This is a genomic window from Neobacillus drentensis (assembly GCF_036965245.1).
GTDB lineage: Bacteria > Bacillota > Bacilli > Bacillales > Cytobacillaceae > Neobacillus > Neobacillus drentensis_G.
The window spans coordinates 46,648-51,116 of sequence record NZ_JBALPG010000050.1 but is presented as its reverse complement, the minus strand read 5'-3'; the positions used below and the strand labels follow the sequence as shown (position 1 = coordinate 51,116).

Genomic DNA, 4,469 nt, shown 5'->3' with positions numbered 1-4,469 from the left:
AAAGAAATAAGAAATTTGTGAAAATATGAACATTTATTGTGAAAGCGTTGCCAATTAAATTATTCCTTGAAATGTCCGATTTTCAATGTTTAAATGAGAAATTGAGGTAAATAAACAAGATAGGTTTGCACAAAATAAGGTGTACTAAATAAGATGAATATCGAATCGATATTGTTATATAAAAGGAGCGGTAACATACATGGCAAAAATTATTGCAATTAATGCGGGGAGTTCTTCTTTAAAATTTCAATTATTTGAAATGCCAAGTGAAGACGTTATTACAAAAGGCTTAATCGAAAGAATTGGATTAACTGATTCCATTTTTACGATTACAGTAAACGGGGAAAAGATTACGGAAACAATTGATATTCCAAACCATGATGTAGCAGTATCCATGCTGTTGGACAAGCTTACGGGGTTAAATATTATTAAATCCCTTGATGAAATTGATGGAACAGGTCACCGGATTGTCCATGGTGGAGAAACGTTTGAAGATTCTGCACTTGTAACAGATGAAGTATTAGCAAGAATCGAAGAACTAGCAGAATTGGCTCCACTTCATAATGCAGCAAATGCAACTGGAATTAAGGCATTCAAACATGTACTTCCAAATGTTCCAGCAGTAGCTGTATTTGATACTGCTTTCCACCAGACCATGCCAGAAAGTTCCTATCTTTATAGTCTTCCGTATGAATACTATAAAGAATATGGCATTCGAAAGTATGGCTTCCACGGCACAAGCCATAAGTATGTATCCCAGCGTGCAGCTGAATTATTGGGGCGTCCAGTTGAACAGCTTCGTCTGATTTCCTGTCACCTTGGGAATGGAGCAAGTATCGCTGCAATCGAAGGCGGAAAGTCCATTGATACTTCCATGGGCTTCACACCACTTGCAGGGGTCACAATGGGTACTCGTTCAGGTAATATTGACCCGGCCCTTATCCCATATATCATGGAGAAAACTGGTAAGACAGCGGATGAAGTTCTAGATGTGTTAAATAAAAAGAGTGGAATGTTAGCTGTTTCTGGATTCTCAAGTGACTTAAGAGATATTGAAATTGAAGCGAAAAAGGGCAATGAACGTGCCCAGCTGGCATTAGATGTGTTTGCTAATCGAATCCATAAATATATTGGTTCCTACGCTTCCCGTATGTACGGCGTAGATGCGATAATTTTCACAGCCGGTATCGGAGAAAATAGTGACTCAATCAGAGAAAATGTCTTAAAGGGTCTTGAATTTATGGGTGTTTATTGGGATCCGGCACTTAATAAGGTAAGAGGCGAGGAAGCGTTCATCAACTATCCGCATTCACCTGTTAAAGTCTTAATTATCCCAACAAATGAAGAGGTAATGATTGCTCGCGACGTAGTTCGTCTAGCTGATATTCATTAATAAACAAAAGGCAAAAGCGATCGCTTTTGCCTTTTTAACGTTTTATGTCTTTGTGATATACTGGAAAAAGAAGCTTGATGAAGAAAGGGTGACTCGGTTATGACATTAACAGATAGGGAAACTAACGTTTTGAATGAAATACGGTTATGGGAAAGAAATTTACTCAATTACGAGGCAAATGACTTTCAATTAACATATGAAAAATATTTGGAGCGTTCTTTCTCGTTATTGCCTGAAAAGGTTCAACAGCAATTCTTTTCGGTCATTGATACATGGTTATTTCATTTACTTGGGATCATTCAAGGCTCACAGCTTCAAATCGATGCAAAGGAAAGAATTCTTTCTTCGGGAAGGATTTTTAGCAAGGATATAATAGAAATAGCAGACTTAAAGCAGTTAGATATTGATCAATTACAATACATAGCAGAGCAGCAAATAGCAAGACACCGTTTTTATTCGTTTGCCCAAGGGGGACTTGCAGGGACAGGCGGCACACTTCTTTTAGGTACCGACATTCCCGCAATGGCAGTCATTAATTTAAGGGTCGTTCAATTAATTGCGATGACCTATGGCTTTGAAGTAAATACACCATATGAAATGATGACGTCATTAAAAGTATTTCATACAGCAACATTGCCCCCAAGAGTTCAAAAAGAGGGCTGGACCTCGTTAATGGAGGATTTGGAGGGAAATGATGAGCATTATTTTTATGAAGGAAATGAAAAGATTACCGATATCACTTGGCTGGAGCAGCCTGTTCAGCAACTATTAAAAGCGCTGGTCATTACATTGTTTCGAAAAAAAGTCATTCAGGGGATCCCGCTTGTAAGCATGGCCATAGGTTCTGGCGCTAATTTTCAATTAACGAGAAAAGTAACAGATCTCGCACATAAATATTATCAGCTACGCTATCTCAAAGGAAAAGAGGAGTTTTAGGATGAGCACCCAAGAACATAAAAAAGAAGCACCTAAGACGGTTAAATGTAAAGTCATAACAGTAAGTGATACAAGGGACAAGGAAACGGATAAAAGCGGTAAGCTGATGATTGAACTGCTTGAAGGAGCGGGGCATACGATTATGGATTATGTCGTTGTTAAGGACGAATCAATGCCGATTCAACATGAGATCTTAAAAGGCTGCGCACGAGAGGATATTGATGTGATTCTAACGAATGGCGGGACAGGAATTGCAAAGCGTGATGTAACGATTGAAACAATACAAAGTCTACTTGAAAAAGAAATCGTCGGATTTGGAGAATTGTTTAGGATGCTAAGCTATCAAGAGGATATCGGTTCTGCGGCAATTCTTTCACGGGCAATTGCAGGGGTCGTTAAAAATAAGGCCGTGTTCTCAACTCCGGGTTCAAGCGGAGCAGTAAAGCTAGCGATGAATAAATTAATCCTGCCTGAGATAGGACATGTAGTAAGGGAAATCAAAAAAGACCTATAAAAGTGAAAACTCCCTGCAATTAGGGAGTTTTTTATTGGTGCAATTTCGTGGATAGAGTCTGGTTCGCTCTGTACCAAAGCCATAAATCATTAATAATGGAGGCAAGGTCTGCGATATCTGTGTTCAATTGACAAGAGCGAGGGAAGTCATTTTCATTTGAAAGCTGTTCCTGCTTTTGGTTGATGTCCTGTTCAAGCTCTGCAATACGGTCAGGGATTGAACCGCGTATTTGCTCCCAATGTAACAGAATCTCCTGCTGTGTTTCTTTGCTATATTCTTCCCAGTCCACTGTTAATTCCGGCAGGGGAATACCAAGACGTTGATCAAAAGAAAAATGGTCTATCATATGGTTGCCTCCATGCTTTGTAATTGTTTTTATTTTACTATAGATTGGCAACCCATTCACGATAAAACTATTTTTATTTGAAAAAATATAAGGCACGAAGCAAATTGCTGCGTGCCTTTGTAGTTTATTTTGTATCCAGATCTTTTTCCGTCCTTACGATAAGAACATCACATGGTGCATACCGAGTAATGTGTTCTGAAACACTTCCGATAAAAAACCTTTCCACTACATTCATTCCCGTAGCACCACAGATGATTAAATCAACCTTGTGTTTTTTAGCCACGTCTCTAGGAATCCGTATTTTAGGAGAGCCAAAATCAATTTCGTATTGAACATCTGTTAATCCAGCTTCAACAGCCTGCTTTTGATAATTTTCAAGCATATCTTTAGCCAGCTTTTCTGCGCGATCGCCAATTACAGTGTCGTAGGCTTCAATTAATGCAAATGATCTTGTATCAATAACATGGACTAATAAAAGGTTTGCCTGATTTCGTTTGGCAATCTCAATCCCCTTTCGAAATGCCCAATCTGCTTCCTTTGATCCATCAATTGCTACTAAAATATTTTGATATTTGAGTCCCATGATTATCATCTCCTTATCTTGATTATACAATATTTAACAAGGTATAACTATTGCAATTTTTCGAACAATAATGAAGAAATTTATCAAGAAAGGGGAAATGAACGATGGTAAAGCGGGATCCAAATAGCAAATTTTTATTTGAATTTGATGAACAAGGTGTAAATGAAGTAAGCGAACAAATTATGAATTCCTATAATAGTGGTTTTATTGGGGAAGGAACTTACCTAGTTGACAGCAATGATTATGCTGCCGCTGAAGAGTAAATGAAATTTTCAAAGAGGAAAAGGCTGTCCATCACATTGGACAGCCTTTTCCTTTTGCAAGGATAGTTATCTGCCTTGGGAAATTCCGTCATGGAGGGCATTTACCCAAGAATTTGCTTTCAATAATGCATATTCTTTAGTGTGTGAATGAATAAAAATGAGGAGGTAATATTTGTACAATCACATAAATATGGTTCCAGGTCATGCTGCTATAGCTTATGACCATTCCCTAAATTATGATAACAATGATTCTCGTATTTGGGGCAGACCGTTTGGTTTTGGAATGCCATTCTTTGGAGGTTTTCCGTTTTTCATTTAAAAGAAAAAGTAAAAACTAATTGAAGCGAGGAGAGACAATATGACTACCGAAATGTATGGAATGCCCACTAATATAGATGAGAGGATTCATGGGTTTGGCGGCTTCGGAAGACCAG

At 38.2% G+C, this 4,469-nt stretch carries 7 protein-coding genes; 5 read left to right on the top strand and 2 right to left on the bottom strand.

The annotated features are described in order from the left end of the window. The first annotated feature begins 199 nt into the window (after positions 1–199). The 3 genes from V7150_RS12790 (at position 200) to V7150_RS12780 (ending at position 2,843) form a co-directional block, all read left to right on the top strand. Positions 200–1,393, top strand: coding sequence for an acetate kinase (locus tag V7150_RS12790; RefSeq protein WP_335518531.1), 1,194 nt, complete (start codon positions 200–202; stop codon positions 1,391–1,393). A 99-nt stretch (positions 1,394–1,492) separates the two neighbouring features. Beyond that, complete coding sequence (locus V7150_RS12785) at positions 1,493–2,329, top strand: EcsC family protein (protein ID WP_335518528.1); 837 nt, start codon at positions 1,493–1,495, stop codon at positions 2,327–2,329. A 1-nt stretch (position 2,330) separates the two neighbouring features. Beyond that, on the top strand, positions 2,331–2,843 hold the full coding sequence (locus tag V7150_RS12780) for a MogA/MoaB family molybdenum cofactor biosynthesis protein (protein ID WP_335518526.1): 513 nt from the start codon (positions 2,331–2,333) through the stop codon (positions 2,841–2,843). Positions 2,844–2,874: 31 nt separating this feature from the next. On the opposite strand, the gene V7150_RS12775 is transcribed toward V7150_RS12780, so the two are convergent. Both V7150_RS12775 and V7150_RS12770 read right to left on the bottom strand, forming a co-directional pair. Continuing rightward, positions 2,875–3,189, bottom strand: a complete 315-nt coding sequence (locus V7150_RS12775) for a hypothetical protein (protein ID WP_335518523.1) — start codon at positions 3,187–3,189, stop codon at positions 2,875–2,877. A 124-nt stretch (positions 3,190–3,313) separates the two neighbouring features. Beyond that, complete coding sequence (locus V7150_RS12770; protein WP_335518521.1) at positions 3,314–3,772, bottom strand: universal stress protein; 459 nt, start codon at positions 3,770–3,772, stop codon at positions 3,314–3,316. Positions 3,773–3,876: 104 nt separating this feature from the next. Here V7150_RS12770 and V7150_RS12765 point away from each other — a divergent pair, with 104 nt between their 5' ends. Together V7150_RS12765 and V7150_RS12760 are read left to right on the top strand one after the other, a co-directional pair. Then, complete coding sequence (locus V7150_RS12765; RefSeq protein WP_335518518.1) at positions 3,877–4,035, top strand: hypothetical protein; 159 nt, start codon at positions 3,877–3,879, stop codon at positions 4,033–4,035. Between the two features lie 172 nt (positions 4,036–4,207). Beyond that, the gene (locus tag V7150_RS12760) at positions 4,208–4,354 is read left to right on the top strand and encodes a hypothetical protein (protein ID WP_335518515.1); all 147 of its coding nucleotides are present in this window, start codon (positions 4,208–4,210) and stop codon (positions 4,352–4,354) included. The last annotated feature ends 115 nt before the right edge of the window (positions 4,355–4,469 follow it).

Bases quoted from the DNA above. Each gene is read 5' to 3' on its own strand.
- V7150_RS12790 (WP_335518531.1), top strand. From the start codon at position 200: ATGGCAAAAATTATTGCAATTAATGCGGGGAGTTCTTCTTTAAAATTT.
- V7150_RS12785 (WP_335518528.1), top strand. From the start codon at position 1,493: ATGACATTAACAGATAGGGAAACTAACGTTTTGAATGAAATACGGTTA.
- V7150_RS12780 (WP_335518526.1), top strand. From the start codon at position 2,331: ATGAGCACCCAAGAACATAAAAAAGAAGCACCTAAGACGGTTAAATGT.
- V7150_RS12775 (WP_335518523.1), bottom strand. From the start codon at position 3,189: ATGATAGACCATTTTTCTTTTGATCAACGTCTTGGTATTCCCCTGCCG.
- V7150_RS12770 (WP_335518521.1), bottom strand. From the start codon at position 3,772: ATGGGACTCAAATATCAAAATATTTTAGTAGCAATTGATGGATCAAAG.
- V7150_RS12765 (WP_335518518.1), top strand. From the start codon at position 3,877: ATGGTAAAGCGGGATCCAAATAGCAAATTTTTATTTGAATTTGATGAA.